General features: G+C 36.5%; 11 protein-coding genes and 3 tRNA genes. 13 read left to right on the top strand and 1 reads right to left on the bottom strand.

Going from position 1 to position 16,403, the window contains the following annotated elements:
• The first annotated feature begins 2 nt into the window (after positions 1–2).
• From ACH0AK_RS14085 to gor, 8 genes are all read left to right on the top strand, one after another.
• Positions 3–76 (top strand) — tRNA-Arg (locus tag ACH0AK_RS14085).
• A 17-nt stretch (positions 77–93) separates the two neighbouring features.
• Positions 94–167: transfer RNA gene (locus ACH0AK_RS14080), tRNA-Pro, on the top strand.
• Between the two features lie 63 nt (positions 168–230).
• Positions 231–304: transfer RNA gene (locus ACH0AK_RS14075), tRNA-Arg, on the top strand.
• 165 nt (positions 305–469) lie between these two features.
• The gene (locus ACH0AK_RS14070; RefSeq protein ID WP_010733901.1) at positions 470–937 is read left to right on the top strand and encodes a CtsR family transcriptional regulator; all 468 of its coding nucleotides are present in this window, start codon (positions 470–472) and stop codon (positions 935–937) included.
• A gap of 7 nt (positions 938–944) precedes the next feature.
• On the top strand, positions 945–3,419 hold the full coding sequence (locus ACH0AK_RS14065) for an ATP-dependent Clp protease ATP-binding subunit (protein WP_010733902.1): 2,475 nt from the start codon (positions 945–947) through the stop codon (positions 3,417–3,419).
• A gap of 238 nt (positions 3,420–3,657) precedes the next feature.
• Entirely contained in the window at positions 3,658–4,581 is a 924-nt protein-coding gene (locus tag ACH0AK_RS14060) for a peptidase U32 family protein (RefSeq protein ID WP_023520583.1), read from the top strand.
• Between the two features lie 18 nt (positions 4,582–4,599).
• A complete protein-coding gene (locus ACH0AK_RS14055) occupies positions 4,600–5,841 on the top strand; it encodes a peptidase U32 family protein (RefSeq protein WP_499797033.1) in 1,242 nt (413 codons plus the stop codon).
• 145 nt (positions 5,842–5,986) lie between these two features.
• Positions 5,987–7,333 (top strand): glutathione-disulfide reductase, encoded by a 1,347-nt coding sequence (gene gor / locus ACH0AK_RS14050; RefSeq protein ID WP_010733905.1) that lies wholly within the window; start codon positions 5,987–5,989, stop codon positions 7,331–7,333.
• 82 nt (positions 7,334–7,415) lie between these two features.
• Here the strand turns inward: gor and ACH0AK_RS14045 are convergent, their stop codons facing one another.
• Complete coding sequence (locus tag ACH0AK_RS14045) at positions 7,416–8,846, bottom strand: AcpB/EbpR/MafR family transcriptional regulator (RefSeq protein ID WP_499797031.1); 1,431 nt, start codon at positions 8,844–8,846, stop codon at positions 7,416–7,418.
• 394 nt (positions 8,847–9,240) lie between these two features.
• Between ACH0AK_RS14045 and ACH0AK_RS14040 the strand changes: the two genes are divergently transcribed.
• The 5 genes from ACH0AK_RS14040 to ACH0AK_RS14020 all read left to right on the top strand — a co-directional run bounded on the left by ACH0AK_RS14040 (position 9,241) and on the right by ACH0AK_RS14020 (position 16,391).
• Positions 9,241–10,662, top strand: a complete 1,422-nt coding sequence (locus tag ACH0AK_RS14040) for an AcpB/EbpR/MafR family transcriptional regulator (RefSeq protein ID WP_153830625.1) — start codon at positions 9,241–9,243, stop codon at positions 10,660–10,662.
• Positions 10,663–10,815: 153 nt separating this feature from the next.
• Positions 10,816–11,157, top strand: coding sequence for a hypothetical protein (locus tag ACH0AK_RS14035; RefSeq protein WP_226077365.1), 342 nt, complete (start codon positions 10,816–10,818; stop codon positions 11,155–11,157).
• Between the two features lie 32 nt (positions 11,158–11,189).
• Positions 11,190–14,000 (top strand): GumC domain-containing protein, encoded by a 2,811-nt coding sequence (locus ACH0AK_RS14030; RefSeq protein WP_226077363.1) that lies wholly within the window; start codon positions 11,190–11,192, stop codon positions 13,998–14,000.
• A 53-nt stretch (positions 14,001–14,053) separates the two neighbouring features.
• On the top strand, positions 14,054–15,751 hold the full coding sequence (locus tag ACH0AK_RS14025; protein WP_137073100.1) for a VirD4-like conjugal transfer protein, CD1115 family: 1,698 nt from the start codon (positions 14,054–14,056) through the stop codon (positions 15,749–15,751).
• Positions 15,752–16,163: 412 nt separating this feature from the next.
• Positions 16,164–16,391: a hypothetical protein gene (locus ACH0AK_RS14020; protein WP_023520576.1), complete on the top strand. Its 228-nt coding sequence runs from the start codon at positions 16,164–16,166 to the stop codon at positions 16,389–16,391.
• The last annotated feature ends 12 nt before the right edge of the window (positions 16,392–16,403 follow it).

Below are 16,403 nucleotides of genomic sequence, written 5' to 3'. Positions count from 1 at the left end.
ATGCGCCCATAGCTCAATTGGATAGAGTGTTTGACTACGGATCAAAAGGTTAGGGGTTCGACTCCTCTTGGGCGCGTAGTCTTTTTATTTTTTCGGGAAGTAGCTCAGCTTGGTAGAGCACTTGGTTTGGGACCAAGGGGTCGCAGGTTCGAATCCTGTCTTCCCGATTTTTTTTATTTGTTGCAAAGTTATACGTTCTATTGTATGATTATTTTTAATTAATTGAATATGCGCCCATAGCTCAATTGGATAGAGTGTTTGACTACGGATCAAAAGGTTAGGGGTTCGACTCCTCTTGGGCGCGTTGGAAAAACTGGGACTTCATTGAATTCCTAGTTTTTTTTATTTACATAAAAAAATTGTCGCTTATCGTTATTCTTCGAATCAAATATCTAACAAGCGTTCTCCTTTCATTCTACCTGTAAATTCGCTATAATTAAGGTCAATATTAGTCAAAGGAATGAGTGGGATGGCACAACAAAATACTTCGGATCTAATTGAATCATATATAAAAAAGATCCTGGAAAAAAACGAGATGATCGAGCTTCGAAGGATTGAATTGGCAGATCTATTTAACTGCGTTCCTTCACAAATCAATTATGTGATCAATACACGCTTTACGATTCAACGTGGCTATTTGGTTGAGAGTAAACGTGGTGGTGGTGGGTATATCCGCATTGCTAAAGTGAGAATGTCGGATAAAAAACAAATGCTTGAACGAATCAACTTGCTATTTGGCGAAACAATCAATGAAAAAAATGCCTACGCCATTATTCAGAAACTATATGAAGACCAAATCATTACCAAAAAAGAGGGAAACTTGATGTTGAGTGCGATTGCTAAAAATACATTGAACATCAACGAGACAGAAGATTATACGCGTGCTCGAATTCTACGAGCCTTTTTAGAACGATTAAGCTATGAAGATGGGGAGTGAAATTTAAATGGCAGAAATATTTACAGAAAGAGCACAACGTGTGTTAGAAATTGCCCAAGAAGAAGCAAAACGCTTCAAACATCAAGCGGTAAGTTCAGAACATATATTATTGGCTTTAGTGATCGAACCCAACGGGATTGCTGGGAAAGTATTACGAGATATGAAATTGAATGAAAAAGATATTTATGAAGAAATCGAGCATTTAGTCGGTTATGGTACAGTGAAAACTTATGCAAAAGGTGTATTTCTCCCTTATTCTCCTCGAATGAAACAAATTTTTGCTTTGGCAAATAGCGAAGTAAATAAAATGGGTGCACAAAAAGTGGGGACTGAGCATATTTTACTTAGTCTACTAAAAGATGAGAGTATCATGGCTACTCGTATCATGATCAACTTAGGAATCAGTTTGAGCAAAGTTCGTCAGTCATTGAAACGTACGATGGGTACGGACACGAGTACCGGTGGTATTCGCCGTCGAAATCCACAAGAAAAGCGAGCAATGACACAAGGTACTCCTACGTTGGATTCATTAGCTAGAGACTTAACTAAGTTAGCCAAAGAAAACAGATTAGATCCAGTCGTAGGGCGTTCAAGAGAAGTCAAACGGTTGATCCAGATACTTAGTCGCCGAACAAAAAACAACCCTGTTTTAGTTGGAGAACCCGGGGTCGGTAAAACTGCGATTGCAGAAGGATTGGCTCAAAAAATCATTTTAGGTGAAGTACCTGAAGAGATGAAAGCAAAACGTCTGATGATGTTAGACATGGGGGCGTTAGTCGCTGGGACGAAGTATCGGGGAGAATTTGAAGATCGAATGAAAAAAGTCATTGATGAAATTTATCATGATGGTCAAGTTATTCTCTTTATTGATGAATTACACACATTGATTGGTGCTGGTGGCGCAGAAGGTGCCATCGATGCATCGAATATTTTGAAACCAGCGTTAGCACGTGGAGAATTACAGACGATTGGTGCGACAACATTAGACGAATACCAAAAATACATTGAAAAAGACTCGGCATTGGAGCGACGCTTTGCACGTATCCAAGTAGATGAACCGACAGCAGATGAAGCGGAAGAAATCTTACGTGGTTTACGTTCACGCTATGAGGAACATCATCATGTGGAGATCACCGATGAAGCAGTACGAGCGGCAGTCAATCTTTCTGTTCGATATATCACTTCCAGACAGTTACCAGATAAAGCGATCGACTTGATTGATGAATCGGCAGCGAAAGTTCGATTGGAACAAGCGGACGATTTGTCAGAAACGACGATACTGAAACAAGAGATCGATCAAGTGAATAAAGAAAAAGAACAGGCGATTCAAAAACAAGATTTTGAAACAGCTGCGCATTTACGTAGACAAGAAAAAAGCTTAATGAAAAAACTAGAAAAACGTTTAGCGATTGAAGCAAAACATAAAAATGGTTTTGCGGATCGGGTGACTGAAGAAGATGTAGCTACAGTTGTTTCGGAGTGGACAGGTGTACCATTGCAACAGTTAGAAAAGAAAGAAAGTCAACGATTACTGGAACTAGAAGCATTGCTTCACGAACGTGTTGTTGGACAAGATGAAGCGGTCAAAGCTGTTTCTCGTGCGATCAGACGGGCGCGTAGTGGCTTAAAAGATCCAAATCGCCCGATTGGTTCCTTTATGTTTTTAGGCCCAACAGGAGTCGGAAAAACAGAATTGGCGAAAGCATTATCAGAAGTAATGTTTGGGGAAGAGGACGCATTGATTCGTGTCGACATGTCTGAATTCATGGAGAAGTATAGTACGAGTCGTTTGATCGGTTCGCCTCCAGGCTATGTGGGTTATGATGAAGGTGGACAATTGACGGAAAAAATTCGTCAAAAACCTTACTCAGTTATCTTGCTAGATGAAGTGGAAAAAGCTCATCCAGATGTCTTCAATTTATTATTACAAGTTTTAGATGACGGTCATTTAACAGATGCTAAAGGAAGAAAAGTAGACTTTAGAAATACGATCATGATCATGACTTCTAATATTGGCGCTACTCAAATCCGTGAGGAAAAAAATGTTGGATTCAACGTCCAAGATATTACTAAAGATCATCAAGCGATGCAAAAACGGATACTTGAAGAGCTGAAGAAAGCTTTCCGCCCTGAATTCTTGAACCGTATTGATGAGACAGTCGTTTTCCATTCATTAACAAAAGATGAAGTCCATGCGATTGTTCAAATCATGAGCCAATCGATCGTCAAACGGTTGAAAGAACAAGATATCTTAGTGAAAATCACGCCAGCAGCAGTTGATGTGATTGGGAAAGTCGGTTTTGATCCAGAGTATGGTGCACGACCACTAAGACGGGCATTACAAAAAGAAGTAGAAGATCGTTTGAGCGAAGCTTTGCTTGGAGGAGAAATCCATTTAGGCGATCAAATCACTGTTGGCGCTTCGAAGGGCAAAATCACAGTGAATGTGCGTGAACCTAAGAAAATAACTGTTAAAGTATAATGACAGAGTGAGATCGCAACAGAAATAGCTAGCTCTGATAGACAAGCCAGAAACCCAAAAATCATTTGAATTTTTGGGTTTTTTGGTTTTCTAAAGGAGTTATTTCTAAATCAATGGTGAAACAATAGATAAGCCAGAAATTATTTTACAGTATCGTTACAATCAATAATAAATGTAAGAAGTATTGGAAAGTTTTCAGAGCTGTGCTACTATTATGGAGTTGTAGGAGGAGGAAATGATGATCGAAATCATAACTACTATAGAATCAATGAAACAAGCAGAAGAATTGCTTGAAGCAGGAGTGGATACCTTATATTTTGGGGAAGAACGCTTCGGTCTACGCTTACCAGCTTCTTTTACAAGAGAAGAACAACGCGAATTAGTTGCGCTGGCACATCGTTACGGTAAAAAAGTAAATATAGCTGTCAATGGGATCATTCATCCTGAAAAAATGAAAAAAGTCCCAGAGTATCTGCAATTTTTAAAAGAAATCAATGTGGACATGATCACAGTTGGTGATACTGGGATTATCTATACAATGAGAAAAAATCCAGAGTTGAGTATCCCTTATGTTTTTGATGCAGAAACATTAGTGACGAGTGCACGTCAAATCAATTTTTGGGCAAAAAAAGGGGCGATTTCTGCTGTTTTAGCACGTGAAGTGCCATTTGATGAGATGAAAGAAATGGAAAATAAGTTACAGATTCCTGTAGAAACACTTGTGTATGGAGCTACATGCATCCATCAATCGAAACGTCCACTGTTACAAAATTACTATAACTACACGCAACAGGACGAAAAAAAAGATCGTGAAAGAGGACTCTTTCTCGCTGAACCTAAAAAAGAAGATACACATTATTCGATTTATGAAGATTCACATGGTACGCATATTTTTGCGAATAATGACATCAATTTAAGTAATGAACTCCCACAGCTTTATGCCCATCATTTCCGTACCTGGAAATTAGATGGCGTTTTTACGCCTGGTGAAGCATTTGTTGAGATCACTAAATTATTTGTTGAGGCAAAAAAAGCATTATTAGCAGACACATGGACAGAAACGTTAGCACAAGAAATGACGAATAAGATCAACGGATTACATCCAACGAATCGAGGACTTGATACAGGTTTCTTTTATATTGATCCTGAATCTATCAAGTAAGGAGTATGGTGAAATAAAATGACAACAAAAAGAAAATTAAAACGTCCGGAAGTTTTAGCACCAGCCGGTACGCTTGAAAAACTAAAAACAGCTATTCATTATGGTGCAGATGCTGTGTATATTGGTGGTAATGCTTATGGTTTACGTAGTCGCGCAGGAAACTTTACCTATGAAGAAATGGCAGAAGGCGTTGCATTCGCAAAAGAACATCAAGCGAAAGTGTATGTAGCAGCAAATATGGTCACACATGAAGGAAATGATGAAGGAGCCGGTGAATTTTTCCGTAACCTGCGCGATGTGGGGATTTCCGCAGTGATCGTCTCTGATCCAGCACTTATTGAGATCTGTGCTACAGAAGCTCCTGGCTTACCTATCCATCTATCGACTCAAGCTTCTGCTACCAACTATGAAACATTGGAATTCTGGAAAGAAGAAGGCTTGGAACGTGTAGTTTTAGCTCGGGAAGTTTCGATGGAAGAAGTCGCTGAGATACGTCGACATACGGATGTAGAGATTGAAGCATTTATTCATGGAGCAATGTGTATCTCTTATTCAGGACGTTGTACATTGTCGAATCATATGTCGATGCGTGATGCCAATCGTGGAGGCTGTTCACAATCTTGTCGTTGGAAATATGAATTGTATGATTTGCCATTTGGACAAGAGAGAAACTCTTTGACAGATGCTGGCGAGATTGAAGAAGAGTTTTCGATGAGTGCGGTAGATATGTCGATGATCGAACATATTCCTGACTTGATTGAAAATGGCGTAGATAGTTTTAAGATCGAAGGTCGAATGAAGTCGATCCACTATGTATCAACTGTCGCAAATGTTTATAAAGCAGCTGTAGATAGTTATATGGAAGATCCTGAAAACTATGTTTGCAAACAAGAATGGATCGATGAGTTATGGAAAGTGGCTCAACGAGAACTAGCAACAGGATTTTATTACGATACACCTAGCGAAAATGAACAATTATTTGGTGAACGTCGTAAGATCCCTGTGTATAAATTTGTCGGAGAAGTCTTATCTTATGACGAGGAGACGAAACAAGCGACAATCCGTCAGAGAAACCTCTTTTCTGTAGGGGATGAAATCGAATTTTATGGGCCTGGATTTACTCACTTTAGTCAAATGGTTGAGGTGATGCGCAATGAAGAAGGAGAATCCATTGATCGCGCACCAAATCCTATGATGATGTTGACCATGCCAGTCACACAACCAGTTAAACCTGGAGATATGATTAGAAAAAGAAAATAATTTTTTAAGCAATCAAGCGAAATGAGCATCTCGTCAACAGAATGACTAGAAACGTGCTACACTTATTTTTTGTAAGAGATGATAAAAAAGTTTATAGAAAAATAAGCGGTAGGATGTGGCATCAGCTGCTAAAAGGAGGAACAAGATGAAAACATATGATTATATTGTCATTGGCGGAGGATCTGGAGGCATTGCTTCAGCGAATCGTGCCGGTATGCATGGAGCGAAAGTATTATTGATTGAAGGCAATGAACTAGGTGGCACGTGCGTCAATGTCGGATGTGTTCCAAAAAAAGTCATGTGGCAAGCAAGTACGATTTTAGAAACGATCGAACGTGATGCTTCAAGCTATGGTATCCAAGCAGACGTCAAACATGTTGACTTTAAAGAACTGGTAGAGAAGCGTGAGAAATACATTGATTTCCTTCATGGCGCTTATCAAAGAGGCTTAGATAGTAATAACGTTGAAGCAATCAAAGGATATGCTCGCTTTGTCGATAGTCAAACCGTCGAAGTAAACGGTGAAAGCTATCAAGCGAATCATATTTTGATTGCAACTGGTGGTAAGCCAAGCAAAATGACGATTCCTGGTGGAGAATATGCCATTGATTCAAACGGCTTTTTTGCATTGGCAGAATTACCAAAATCGACGATCGTATTAGGTGCTGGTTATATTGCAGCTGAACTTTCAGGTGTGTTAAATGGCTTGGGAAGTGAAGTGATGTGGGCGTATCGTAAAGAACGTCCATTACGTACGTTTGATAAAATGTTATCTGATAACTTGATTGAGATGTATCAAGAAGCAGGAATCCACACTTATGCAAACTTTACGGCTAGCGAAATAACAAAGAACGGGGATGTCTACACCGTTACCTTTGAAAATGGGGAAACACTAATGGCAGAGTGTGTGTTATTTGCTGGCGGACGTGTACCGAATACAGATGCATTAGGCATCGAAAAAACGAACGTTGAATTAGATGAAAAAGGATTTATCAAAGTGGATAAATTCCAAAATACAACCGATTCACATATTTATGCTATTGGTGATGTCATTGGTAAAATCGACTTGACGCCAGTAGCGATTGCTGCAGGTCGTCGTTTGTCTGAGCGACTGTTCAATGGCAAAGAAAATTCTTATTTAGACTATGATTTAGTTCCAACAGTCGTCTTTACTCATCCACCGATTGCGACCATCGGATTGACCGAAGAGCAAGCGTTGACGACATACGGTGAAGGACAATTGAAAATCTATCGTTCACGATTCACGCCAATGTATTTTGCTTTAAACGATTATCGACAAAAATGTGAAATGAAATTGATCTGTGTGGGTGAAGAAGAAAAAATTGTTGGGCTGCATGCCATCGGTGTAGGTGTCGATGAAATGTTACAAGGTTTTGCAGTAGCGATCAAAATGGGAGCAACCAAAGCAGATTTTGACAATACAGTAGCCATCCATCCAACAGGCGCAGAAGAATTTGTTACAATGCGTTAAGTCGTTAGTAAGTTGCGGAAATACCCATATAGAAAAAGCAGACGGAATATACGTCTGCTTTTTCTGATTTATGCAGATAAAACTATGTATAAAGAACTGTTTCAATGTTATTCCAAAATGAGGTTGTTGGTATTTTAGAAATTTTGATCATTTTAGCTTTCGTTTTAGCTTGGTTCAGTTCGATGTCTGTTAAAACTAAATCATATTGATTGACTGTGTCGTAGTTTACTTGAAAAATGTTATCAGTATATGTATGGATACTATGAATCGCAGGGATTTTTTTGAATAACAGTTGCTTATACAGTGCAAGTGTTCTTTCTTCCTGATAAGAAACAATCAAGATAGACACCTTCTTCTTGTAAGGAAAAACGGTCGTCAGTAAAGCAGGTGATAATGAAATCAATTCTAATAGTAACTCTTCATAGAGTAATTGATTCCGTTTGATCATCATTAATCCAGCATGGTCAATGGCTTGATTATATGCTTTTAGTATCTGAGGCGAATGCGTAAATAGGATTTCAGATAAAATCTGTAGATATGTTGTTTTAAAGAATTGTCGGTTTTTATTGTAATTGATCAACTCACTCAATTTCTGAATACCTTCTTGATTCAAAGAGAAGTCTTGAGATAATGAACGATAAAAGTACTCTGAAAATTGTCGAATCCGTTGATATTCCCCCTGACTACTAGGTGCTGACTGAACACAAGGGAAATAGATTTTTTTGTCTAATAGATTTGAGACAGTTGTGGTTGTCACATTAAAACCGTATTCTTTTTCAATGATTGAACAAAACACTGTATTATTTTTTATTATTTCAAAAAAAGAAGGATCATTGATTGGATTTCCTTTATTTTCTGAGATCAAATGGCCTTGTCCGATCCGAATGATTGCTGTGTAAAGATAAAAACTATTTATAATCACTTTATATGTACTAATTGTTTGATGTGTTGCTTGCTTTTTATAGTAACGTTGTAACACATCGAATATGTGATAAAAATGGTGCAATTGCTGTGGCGTATATTGCTCACGAAACATACTACAGAAGAATTGCCTAATGTAACTTTCATCCCCAATGATTTTGAGTTTTGAGGAGATATGTATGGATAATGGCGCATTGATCTCGCAGAAGTAAGTATTGATATTTGCAATGATCCGGCGAATACTTGTTTCACTTAAATATAATTTATTTGCTAATTTAGATAACGTTGGCTCTACTTCAAAAATCACCTGTAGTATTTGTACATTCGTTGATTGATTGAGTATTTGTTTGATTAAATCTTCCAAATTGATTTCTGGTGGTAATAGTAAAGAAGCCACTTGATATTTATCGGTGTTGATGCAAACTGGTGTATATGTATGGTTAAAAAACGCAATATCGGTCAATAATGTTTTTTTTGTTACCTCAAGTTGTTCTGCTAAAGTCGAACAGTCAATAGCGGCCATGCCTAAGAGTAAAGCTAGTTTGATCTGCCTTTCAGAAGTCTTTTCAAGCATATTTGTTCGTTTTATCATACTTTTCAGATCTTCTAAAAATAGAAAATCTGTTTTTTCACATCCTTTATCCATGTTATAAACATTATTTTATCATACTTTTCTAATTATTCGAATTTTTCTTTTTATTATAATCAGTGGTTATTTAAAAGTGAAATTGCCTTCTTTATTTAATAAGTATTATTTAAAAAAACAACATATAATAATCTGAATAACTAGAAGTAGTCAATTGACACACGCAAAAGTAAAATTTTCTGATACATGTTTGTTTCACTTACAAATTCTTAACTATAACATCCGAGCAATGTGAGCATTGAACATGTTTTTTATAAAACAGAAAAACTAATATTAAGAAATTATCGAAAAAGCTGTACTATACATTATAGGTTTTTTAAAAGAAAGGAGCTTGTTGACTATGGGTGTACTTGAGAAACAATTAGAGAGACAAATCTCATTGCTTTATTTGCTAAATATTGAGTCATCGAATATTAGTAATCTAGCCAAAGAATTGAGTATTACAGATAAAACGATTGTAGCAGATATCGATAGTTTCAATACAGCTTGTTTTCCCGCTCGTATTGAAACTAATCAGCACAAAGAGGTATCGCTTTCGATACCAAAGAAATTGAATTTAGATGATATATTTGTCAGGATACTTAATAATTCAACAAATGTGAAAATTTTAAAGTACATATTCATTACAGAACCTTCTCTTTCTGAGATTGCGACAAAATTATTTTTAAGTAAAACGAGTATCCGCAGGATCGTCGCCAAAATCAATACATATTTCTTGAAAGAAAAAATCAATGTCCAAATTAATTTAGAGAACAAACTAACGATCACTGGAAATGAAATCGAGATTCGACGTTTATTTGCTAGTATGTTCAAGGAAATTTATAAAGTAAAAGAATTTCCTTATTTCGATACGATTTATCAGATGCTCAGACGTTGTTTGAAGGCACAAAAAAGAACGGTTAGTACACCAAAAGTGATGTATTCGGTGTATTATATTTATTCTTCGATTATTCGAATTGGTAATAAACATCTTATTCCTGAGAAAGAATTGATCCACAATGAGCAAATCGTGGGTACCATCTTGGAGATTATCCAAAGTGATACAGTTTTTTGTACGTTAATGAGTCAAAAATATAAATTCAACGTCACACAAAAAAATGTTTCTAATATTCTCACTTCCTATTTTGGTCTAATGTTTACAGAGGTCCAACATCGTGATCAGAGATTAGAGCAGAATATTGAAAAGTTTCTTCAAAGTTTTTACAGTCTATTAGCGATTGACATGTCGATCAACACTACGGAAATCGAATATTTTTTTGATTTTATCAATTTTTATAAAGAATTAGCCATTTTTAAAGTAAGCTATGCAGATATATTCTATAAAAAAATGATGGAGAACAACCCTAAGATCTGGCAAGCCTATCAAAAATCTTTGCAAATTGCGCAATTAAATTTTGTTGAGCAAAGCGAACTATTGCATAAAGAATTATTACTCGAATTAATCATTTTTTCCAATGATTTGTTACGGATGATTGAACCCAAAATACAAGAGAAGTCGATTTTATTATTAAGTTCTCAAGAAATTGGCTTATCTCTTTTATATAAAAATTTGATTTTACATAAGCATCCATTTTTAAAAAATATTGATATCTATGAGAAGGACGTTTTTTCTATTGATTACCAATTAATCAATCAATACGATTTGATCTTGACTGATCTATCCTTAAATTTTGATCGGATCACGTCCGAAATTTTGAAAATCTCTAAAGTTCCTACTTCGATTTTTTGGAATAATTTTGAGCAGTGTCTCTATTCTTCTTAACAGAAATCGTTTTGTTGAACGTTTTTTTCATCTTTTTATCAATTTTGAAAAAATAGATAGTAGTGGTAGTCGAAATTCAGGTACGCTTAAAGCAACCGCTAGTTGGTGTTGGATAGGATAGGCATTTTATGAGAAAGTGAGCTGGAAAATTCGTTGAATAAGTTAGCAATATTTTTACTGATTGGGGTATACAGTATAGCATTCAAGGCATTATCTTTAATATTTAAAATACTTTGGTTAGTCACCAAAGCACTTGGAAAGTTCATTGGAAAAATGGCTAGAAAGGGATGGGAAAAAAGGGCACAAAAAAAGGCGCTTACACGTTCACGTGAAGTAGCTTCACAGCAAAGAGGAAATAACTTAGATCGTACGTCTATCCGTTCAAGCATATCGCAAGAGAGTCGATTGAATACGCGAGTATCACAAGCCCAACAACAAACGACTCGGCTGCGTACCTATTCTGGCCAATCTCTAACGACAGGACACTCGAGATAATACAAAGGAAAAGAGAGAGGAGTGAGTGATGGATGTCTATAGAAGATATATCTAAAGAAAAGATGCTTAGAGAAGACAAGCTTAAAGAAAATAATAAAAGTAATATCAATGAATCATTTCTATCTATATTTTCATATAAAAATGAAGCAATCATCAACAGAATCATTGGATCTCCAATTGATGAAAAAATCAGAAATGAAAGCAAAGACATAAATTTTGATACGACGCATAATGAGTTAATCCGTGATAAGAAAGAAAATATTACCAAAGAGCTTAAAATCCTTGATTACCAATTAGAAATTATTCGTCTACAACGAGACATAGCGACCATCAAGGGGATTGGAGCCATCAGCTTTTCTGAGCAACAGGCTATCGACGATGAGTATGCCGGAAAACACGCGGGGTTAAAAAAAGTTCAAACGACTCTGGAAAGTCATCAAAAAGAATTAGACAAATATGGAAGTGGTCAAAGTGTTTTAAAAATAAATACAAAAGACCAGCAAGTTGATTCAGCAATCGTTCTCGCATTGATCAAAAAAGACGAATTTAAAAAAGAATTGACCGCCCATAGAGTAGGACTAGTAGCAAAAGAAGATGAGGTCAATAAGTTAAGGGCTGAAATTGGAAAAATAAAGAAAAGTAAAAAGACAGTCCTTGAACAAAAGGTCCAATTAGCGGAAGAGAAAGTTAAAAAAATTGAGATCGTCCAAAAAGAATTAAAGGATAAGATAGAGAAAGTTGCGGTAGACACAGATCAACTAGAACCTTTGCGACGTTCCAATTCTTTTTCTGAATTTACAGTAAATAAAAATGATTCAGACGAAGTGTTAATGTCAAAATTTCAAGCAATTAGTGCAATAAAAGAAGGATATCAAAATGAAATTGCTGAAACAAAAGGCTTGATTGATTATACCGATAAGGTTGAAATAGAAATCGTTCGTTCGGTAGAAGTGAAAGCGGAGCAAGCAAAGGAAGCAGTTGTCCTAAGTAAGGCTGATCGTGAGGCGACTGTTGTTACACCTACGATTGAACGCGAGCCAACTCCAGTGATTGCGGAAGAACCAAAAAAAGATGAAGTCGATAGTGCTACTGTTGAAAAAAACCCGCCTCCGATAGAGGTCAATGTGATCGTGAACGAGGCGCCAGAAAAAACGAAGCTACAGAAAACAATAGTGGAAGAACCTAAAAAAGAATCTGTTGTAAGCGAAAATCTTGAAAGTAAAAAAGCAGAGCTTATCAAAGCGTATGTCGAAAATCTTCAAGCAAAAGTAGAGTTGATCGAAGCTAAAAACAAGAATACTGATGACTTATTAAAGCGGATCAAACAGAGCAATACGACCGAGGATGTGCAGTTTTTAAAGGAACTTAAAGCGGTTTTGGCTGATCCTGAAAAACTGCAAAAATTGACCAAAGATTTATCTACTGAAAGTGTAAAACAGATGGATAAAGATATCAAAGGCTTACAAGAAGAAACTCGTGGAATAAAAGAACAAACGAAAAAGTTGAGTGAATTAGATCATTCAAAATTAAAACAATCATTTTTCAGAAATTCCCGAAAAATCCGTGCAGCTAGATGGTTGTTGAATCTATGGCCGATTGCCATGTTACCATTAGGTATGTCATGGGTGGGTTCCATATTACCATCTACAGCTATGACTATTTTTGGGCAACAGTTTGTGAATGCTGCAGTTGGTTTTGTCACTGCCAGTTTTTTTGGTTCAAAAGCAATTATTTATGCGAAAAAGAAAATTCCGCAAGCATTCAATAAGTTAGTACAGAAGTTCCCAAGAGTATTTGGTCCAATTGCTCGTGGATTGTCGAAAGTACGCGAAAAATTGACTTTTGGAAAACAAAAACAGCCAGCGGAACAAATGAAAGATGCAACTCCAGTAAATGAGAAATTGGTAGAAGGAATAGAGAAATCTGAAGTAACAAAAGAAAGATTAGCTTCTAAGGATCTCAAAGGCAAAGTTGTAGCGATGGAAGCACCAACCAAAGAAGGTGCAAACATAGCTGAAATAGAAGAAAAACAGTCAAGAGCCAAACGTGCGTGGGAAACAGTCCGTCATGCGCCGAAGCGGATGTTTGATTATGTGATGAAAAATAAATTATCCTTATTTATCATGTTGGCTGTACCACTGGCTCTAGGGATAGGTGGAATGTTTGCCCTATCTGCGCTAGTGCCGATGCTTGCAACCTCTATGGCTGCGCCATTCTTGATGCAGTTAGGTGCCGTGGCTTTGATTGGTGTCAGTATTGGAATCGGTATCCAATTATTAGACAAGTTTGTGTTCAAACGAATTGAAAGTCGTGTAGCCAAAAGAGAGGATTTGGCATTTGAAAAAAAAGTTAACGAAAAAATTTTAGAAGGCCAAGAGTTAGGGAAGTGTCAATCTTTAGATTCAAAAGAATTTAGAGAGAAAGTATCTGCGATCGCTGGTCTTGATGAAAAAGCGAAAGCACCTGAGCAAGCCCTGACCAATGAGCAACAAAAAACGACAGAAAGATCTGAACGAACCACTGAGACGGCGAAAGAATCGAAAGTCATTGAGATGAAACCAAGAGATAGTACACAACCTCAGCTAAGTACATCGCAAACGAAGGTAGAACCAACACCCTCTGGCTCGAAAGAACCAGTCGCATTGACAAACAGAGGAAATCAGCTAATCGAACGTCGCGCAAGTTTTTCCGGTACGGGTCCAGACATCGGACGACAAGCAAGCTTTGAGTCATTAAGAAGAAACTCATTGCAATTATCAAATGAGCGAAATAACCGAGCACGTAGTCAGCAAACGCAGGTTCAAATTCAAAATAATAAGAAAACTATAACGACACAATTATAAAAAATAACTTTGACTGAAAGGAAATAAAAAATTTGAAAAATTCCCGGCAGCTTATGGTAGTGCATGTGTTAGTAATTGGTATTCTGCTTTATGTGAGTAATCGTATTGGTTATTTATTTTTAGCAGAGAATACGGGGAATTTATCATTTGCAGATAATTTACTAACGACATTCAACCGAACATTTGAAGAACTTTCTAGATTTGCTCCGCAATTTTCTTATGAACCGATATCATTAGGGATAGCAGCGGTTGTTGCTATTTCCTATGTACTTTTTATCTTATATAAGACGTTTGATGAGAAGAATACCCGCCCTAATGAAGAATATGGAAGTGCACGATGGGGAAAGTACAGCGACATCCGTGCATTTCTTGATAAGAAAAAAGATTTCAATATCTTGTTGACGAAGAGCGAAAGCTTATCATTATCAGGACGTATGAAGATTACACGAAACGATAATTTCAACCGAAATAAAAATGTCGTTGTGGTGGGAGGAGCCGGTAGTGGTAAGACGCGATTTTATGTAAAACCTAACTTGATGCAAATGCATTCCTCTTATGTCGTCAGTGATTCTAAAGGCTTATTATTAGCTGAAACAGGCAAAATGTTTGAAGAAGCGGGTTATCAAATCAAGATTTTTGACTTGATCAACCGAAGAGATACGCATCAGTACAACCCGTTTCAATATATTCAAACTGAGGATGATATCTTGAAAATCGTGAACAATCTCATCAAAAATACGACGAACCCGGATAAAAAAGGCGGAGACGATTTTTGGGAAAAAGCTGAAACAGCCCTATTGATGGCTATTTTTAGCTATTTGATTCAAGAAGTAACCGCAGAAGATCGGACGTTAGGAAACGTGATTGAATTAGTCCGTTTAGCAGATATTGAAGAAGATGTGCCTGGCTATGTCAGCCCACTAGATATTTTATTCAATGAGTTAGAACAAAAAGATCCGACAAACTTTGCGGTATCACAGTACAAGATTTTTAAACTTTCTGGTGATAAAACGACAAAAAGTATTTTAGTCAGTCTAGGCGTGCGGTTGTCACCATTTGATATTCCAAGTATCAAGGAACTCGTTTCGCAAGATACACTTGAGTTAGATACAGTTGGTGATGTCAAAACGATTCTCTATATTTTATTGCCTGATACAGATACCAGTTTCAATTTTTTAGCGAGTATGATGTATCAGCAATTGTTTGACATGTTAGTTTATAAAGCAGATAACGTTTATAAGGGACGATTACCTTGTCATGTCCGTTGTATCCTAGATGAGTTTGCCAATATTGGACAAATTCCTGATTTTGAAAAAGTGATTTCGGTTATTCGAAGCCGTGAAATCTCCACAAATGTCATTTTACAAAATATCAGTCAGTTAAAAACTTTGTATAAAGATACGTGGGAAACGATTATTGGGACCAGTGATGTCTTTTTATATTTAGGCGGAATGGAACAAAGTACGCACGAATATATCTCAAAATTGCTAGGGAAACAAACGATTGAACAAAGAAATACAAGCGTCACCAAAGGAAGCAATGGTTCTTTTAGTGAGAACTTCCAGAAATTAGGAAGGAACTTGATGGACCCCGATGAAGTAGCAAGTCTCAAAGGACAGGAATGTATCTTAAAAATTCGCGGAGTCCATCCATTTTTATCAAAGAAATATGATATTGTGAAACATAAAAACTATAAGAAGTTAGGCGATGTGACGGATTCCTATATGTATCAACGAAATCTATCTGCTTAACTAGTTCGATCAATGAATCACTCATAATAAATAGAAAGCACCTTCATTCGAATGATAGACTGAGAATGTGGTGCTTTTTATTAGCTAAAAAAGGCTGGTTCACTGAAAAGAACAGTGAAATTTGGCCATTTCATTCATCGTAGGTTGAAGCAATATAAAAATAGCCAGTAAGAATAACATATAATCGGTTTATTATCGAAGGTTAATTGTAAATGATGGTTCTAGTCCTAAAAATAAGATTCATTTGATAATAGGCGATTATCCAGTTTATCTCCTAAAGTAATGGTCGTAATTATTCTAAAATTTCTAATGGAAGAAATAACTGATACAAGTAAACACAGAATTTCGCATATACTAAATTTATGAAATAAGATAAAAAATTATTATTATAAAAAAGGAGATTAGCAAAATTATGAATGCACAATTATTAGAACAAGTATTTGGATTAGTTTCACAGTTTACATTAATTGGTGGTGGACTATGGTTGATTTGGGGAACAATTATCCTAGCTGGTGCGTTAAAAGATAAAAATGGCCCTCAATTACAACAAGGGATTTGGCAGATTGTTGGTGGTGGATTGATTCTAGTCGCTGCAGGTTGGTTTGCTACTTCATTTGATATTGGTTCGTTTTTACCATAATCGTTACGCAAA

Origin of the sequence: Enterococcus pernyi (assembly GCF_045371165.1) — a bacterium.
GTDB classification, from domain to species: Bacteria; Bacillota; Bacilli; order Lactobacillales; family Enterococcaceae; genus Enterococcus_B; species Enterococcus_B pernyi.
Note: the sequence above shows the minus strand (reverse complement) of the source record. Positions and strands in the feature narration are given on the sequence as shown.

Bases quoted from the DNA above. Each gene is read 5' to 3' on its own strand.
- ACH0AK_RS14070 (WP_010733901.1), top strand. From the start codon at position 470: ATGGCACAACAAAATACTTCGGATCTAATTGAATCATATATAAAAAAG.
- ACH0AK_RS14065 (WP_010733902.1), top strand. From the start codon at position 945: ATGGCAGAAATATTTACAGAAAGAGCACAACGTGTGTTAGAAATTGCC.
- ACH0AK_RS14060 (WP_023520583.1), top strand. From the start codon at position 3,658: ATGATCGAAATCATAACTACTATAGAATCAATGAAACAAGCAGAAGAA.
- ACH0AK_RS14055 (WP_499797033.1), top strand. From the start codon at position 4,600: ATGACAACAAAAAGAAAATTAAAACGTCCGGAAGTTTTAGCACCAGCC.
- gor (WP_010733905.1), top strand. From the start codon at position 5,987: ATGAAAACATATGATTATATTGTCATTGGCGGAGGATCTGGAGGCATT.
- ACH0AK_RS14045 (WP_499797031.1), bottom strand. From the start codon at position 8,846: ATGATAAAACGAACAAATATGCTTGAAAAGACTTCTGAAAGGCAGATC.
- ACH0AK_RS14040 (WP_153830625.1), top strand. From the start codon at position 9,241: ATGGGTGTACTTGAGAAACAATTAGAGAGACAAATCTCATTGCTTTAT.
- ACH0AK_RS14030 (WP_226077363.1), top strand. From the start codon at position 11,190: ATGTCTATAGAAGATATATCTAAAGAAAAGATGCTTAGAGAAGACAAG.
- ACH0AK_RS14025 (WP_137073100.1), top strand. From the start codon at position 14,054: ATGGTAGTGCATGTGTTAGTAATTGGTATTCTGCTTTATGTGAGTAAT.
- ACH0AK_RS14020 (WP_023520576.1), top strand. From the start codon at position 16,164: ATGAATGCACAATTATTAGAACAAGTATTTGGATTAGTTTCACAGTTT.